Consider the following 3,473-nt stretch of genomic DNA (forward strand, 5'->3'; position numbering starts at 1 on the left):
GGGGCGCCTGCCGTACCGCCCAGCGGACCCAGAAGCGCCGCGCCACCGACGGCGGCGGCTGCTCCCAACAAGCTCCGGCGTGCGAAGGAACGTTGCATGACAGGCGTCCTTCCAAGGAAATGGGGTGCGTCCCTCACACCCCATCACACGCCCTGGCCACATACCGGGATTGGCCGGATCACACACAACAGCGCGGCTCAATACCGGACACCTGTACCCGCAACCGACCGACGGAGCAGCGCCGCGGGCGAGTTTCTCAGCGGCGGACCGTCCGTGGTGACGGGACCAGGCGGACGATCGTATTGAGTACATGGTCGATCATGTCCTGCGAGGGCTTGTCGGTGAGGTTGGCGAGCAGGCGCGCCAGCGTCTTGAGCAGGAAGGGCGAGCCCATGACGTAGCGGTTGAGGACCGGCTGGAAGCCCGAGCGGCTGAAGACGAGGTCGGCGGCGGCGTTGCCGAGACGGTAGTAGCGTCCCCAGCGGCGGTTCATCTCGACCGGGTAGTGGCGCAGCGCGCGCTCCCGCCTCGGTCCCTGGGGGAGGGCCAGCGCCAGCGCGGCGCTCTCCGCCGCGACCTCGCCGGCTTCCATGGCCTGGCCGATGCCCTCGCCGTTCCACGGGCTGACCATCCCGCCCGAGTCGCCGACCAGGATCAGCCCACGGGTGTACAGCGGATGGCGGTTGAAACCGAGAGGCAGAGCCGCGCTTCTGACAGGGCCGTCGGCGTTCTCGTCACGTAGTCCCCACGCATGAGGCGTACGGGCCAGCCATTGCGCCAACGCGGCCCGCAGATCCGCTTTTCCGTACCGCCGGTGAGGCAGCGCGCCGAGCCCTACATTGACCCGGCCGTCACCCATCGGAAAGATCCAGCCGTATCCGGGCAGATAGCGGTCGCTCCCGGGAAAACGGAGATCGGCCCAGAGCTCCAGATACTCCTCCTGAGAACGCTCGGCACTGTGGTAATAACGGCGAGCGGCCGTCGCTATCTGCCGGCTCTTGTCCCGCTCCAGGCCCATGGCGAGAGCGAGCCGGGCGGAGGCGCCGTCGGCGGCGACGACGATCGGCGCACGGTAGACCGCGGGTTCCGGCCCTCCGGCGACTGCGGAGGCGCCGGTCACGCCGGTCACGCCGATGATGCGACCGGCGCGATCGGTCACGGGATGCGTCACCTTCACCCCGCTGCGCAGCCGCGCCCCGGCGGCTACCGCGTTCCGGGCCAGGATGTCGTCGAAATCATGCCGACTGCGCGAGAGACCGAAATCCGGATAGCGCCCCAGATCGGGCCAGTCGATATGCACCCGATGGTCTCCGGCCACCCAGCGCATTCCGCGTGAACGCATCCAGCCCGGGGAGTTGATATCGATGCCCATCCGAATGAGCTGGTACACCGCCCGCGGGGTCAGACCGTCTCCGCACACCTTTTCGCGAGGGAAGTGGGACTTCTCCAGCAGCAACACATCGACGCCCGCCTTCGCGAGATGAAAGGCGGCGGACGAGCCCGCAGGTCCCGCTCCCACCACGATCACCTCGGCCTCTTCCTTCGAGGCGACTTCCCCAGAGGCGATTTCCCCGGAGGAGACTTCCCCCGAGGCACGGCGGGGCTGGTCATCCGGTGAGGACCGGTCCGATGTCGTTTCCCTCATCAGGAACTCCCTTCCTGGGACAGCCGATGCCGCACCGAAGACACAGACGCAGCCCTGTACATCATCATCGGCCATGACACTCCGCAAGACGAAGGAGACCGAGGAGAGAGTCATCCGACCGCCGCAGAGTGACCGGAGAAGAAATGCCGAGTGCCGTGGACGTCCTCTGCAGTACGGTCCCGGCTATGGATGATCACGACGGCTACTTCGATGAGCGTGTTGCGGCGACGTACGACGATTCGTCAGGAGGCCCGTTCGAGCCGAGCGCCGTGGAGGCGACGGTCGACGTTCTGGCGGAATTCGCCGGTCAGGGCAGGGCACTTGAGCTGGGTATCGGTACAGGACGTATCGCGCTGCCGCTGTCGCGCCGCGGTGTCCCGGTCCACGGTATCGACATGTCACAGGCGATGGTCGCCCGGCTGCGCGCCAAGCCGGGCGGCGACGCGATCGGTGTGACCATCGGTGACTTCGCGACGACGAAGGTGGACGGGACGTTCTCCGTCGCGTATCTGGTCTTCAACACGATCATGAATCTGACCACACAGGAGGCGCAGGTGGCGTGCTTCCGCAATGTCGCGGCCCATCTCGAACCCGGAGGGTGTTTCGTGATCGAGGTCATGATCCCCGAACTGCGAAAGCTGCCGCCGGGGCAGAACGCCGTACCGTTCCATGTGAGCCCTACACAGTGGGCGTTCGACATCTACGACGACCTCGCCACCCAGACCATGAGCTCGAACTACATCGATGTTGTCGACGGCCGTGGCGAGTACCGATCCATTCCCTTCCGGTATGTCTGGCCGGCCGAACTCGATCTGATGGCCCAGCTCGCCGGGCTACGGCTGCGCGGGCGGTGGGAGGGATGGACGCGGGACCCGTTGACGAACGACAGCCGCCAGCACGTCTCGATCTGGGAGAAGCTTGCCGACTGAGCGCGAGCTGACGGGGAGTGAGGCCGACGACCACCGGTCGGGACGCCGGCGCAGTCGCCCGTAAAGGCATAAGGAGCGTGGGCCGCCGCGCGGCCGACAGCCCATCGGCACCCATCGGCACCAGCGGACCGGTCGTAGACTCGCGGTCGTACGTATCCGAAGCCCGCCCGTCCCGACGGCACGGCGGGCGCTGGAAAGGGCGCCGACGATGAAGGCGATCGACACCGACCGGTTCTGGGAGCTGCTGCACGCCCTTCCCGTCCCGGACGACGCGGAGTCCCTCCACGGACCGGACGAGTACGGTCGGCTGCGTGACCGCAATCTGCGCCACTACCTTGAGCTGATGGCGGACATCCGGCCCACCGTACTCCTGGTCGGTGAGGCTCCCGGATACCGTGGTCACACCATCTCCGGCGTTCCGTTCATGAGCATGCGTCAGCTCACCGCCCGCCCAGGACTGATCACCGGTGCTCCGGAGGGCGACGGTTTTGAACTGCCCGTGGCGCCCGCGTACACCTGGGAGGCGTCCTCGGCCGCCGTGTGGAGCGCGCTGGCCGACTGGCAGGGCCCGCTGCCGATCTCCTGGCCGGTCTACCCCAACCACCCGCACGAGCCCGGCCGCCCCGAGTCCAACCGCACGCCTCGGGCCGCCGAAATCGCCGATGGCGTACCGATTGTCCTCGCGCTGGCGGAGGCCTTCTCCATCACCACGGTCATCGCCGTCGGCCGCAAATCCCAGTACGCCCTCGCCCGCAACGGCGTCACCGCAGCGGCCGTACGCCACCCCGCCCAAGGCGGCGCCCGTATCTTCGCCACCCAACTCGCCGCCCTCAACCGCGGCTAGGGCGTGTTTCGAAAGTCCCGCCTGGCCCGCGACGCCCGGCACACGCGCTCGCTGC

Annotated in this window: 3 protein-coding genes; 2 read left to right on the forward strand and 1 reads right to left on the reverse strand. The window is 67.8% G+C overall.

Going from position 1 to position 3,473, the window contains the following annotated elements; translation table 11 throughout:
- Positions 1–256 precede the first annotated feature (256 nt).
- A complete protein-coding gene (locus tag GA0115259_RS22780; RefSeq protein WP_093600315.1) occupies positions 257–1,645 on the reverse strand; it encodes a geranylgeranyl reductase family protein in 1,389 nt (462 codons plus the stop codon).
- A 185-nt stretch (positions 1,646–1,830) separates the two neighbouring features.
- On the opposite strand from GA0115259_RS22780, the gene GA0115259_RS22785 reads away from it, so the two are divergent.
- Both GA0115259_RS22785 and GA0115259_RS22790 read left to right on the forward strand, forming a co-directional pair.
- The gene (locus GA0115259_RS22785; protein ID WP_093600318.1) at positions 1,831–2,574 is read left to right on the forward strand and encodes a class I SAM-dependent DNA methyltransferase; all 744 of its coding nucleotides are present in this window, start codon (positions 1,831–1,833) and stop codon (positions 2,572–2,574) included.
- 208 nt (positions 2,575–2,782) lie between these two features.
- On the forward strand, positions 2,783–3,418 hold the full coding sequence (locus tag GA0115259_RS22790; protein WP_202450256.1) for a uracil-DNA glycosylase: 636 nt from the start codon (positions 2,783–2,785) through the stop codon (positions 3,416–3,418).
- Positions 3,419–3,473 lie beyond the last annotated feature (55 nt).

It is taken from the genome of Streptomyces sp. MnatMP-M17, from assembly GCF_900091995.1.
In the GTDB taxonomy this organism is placed as follows: Bacteria; Actinomycetota; Actinomycetes; order Streptomycetales; family Streptomycetaceae; genus Streptomyces.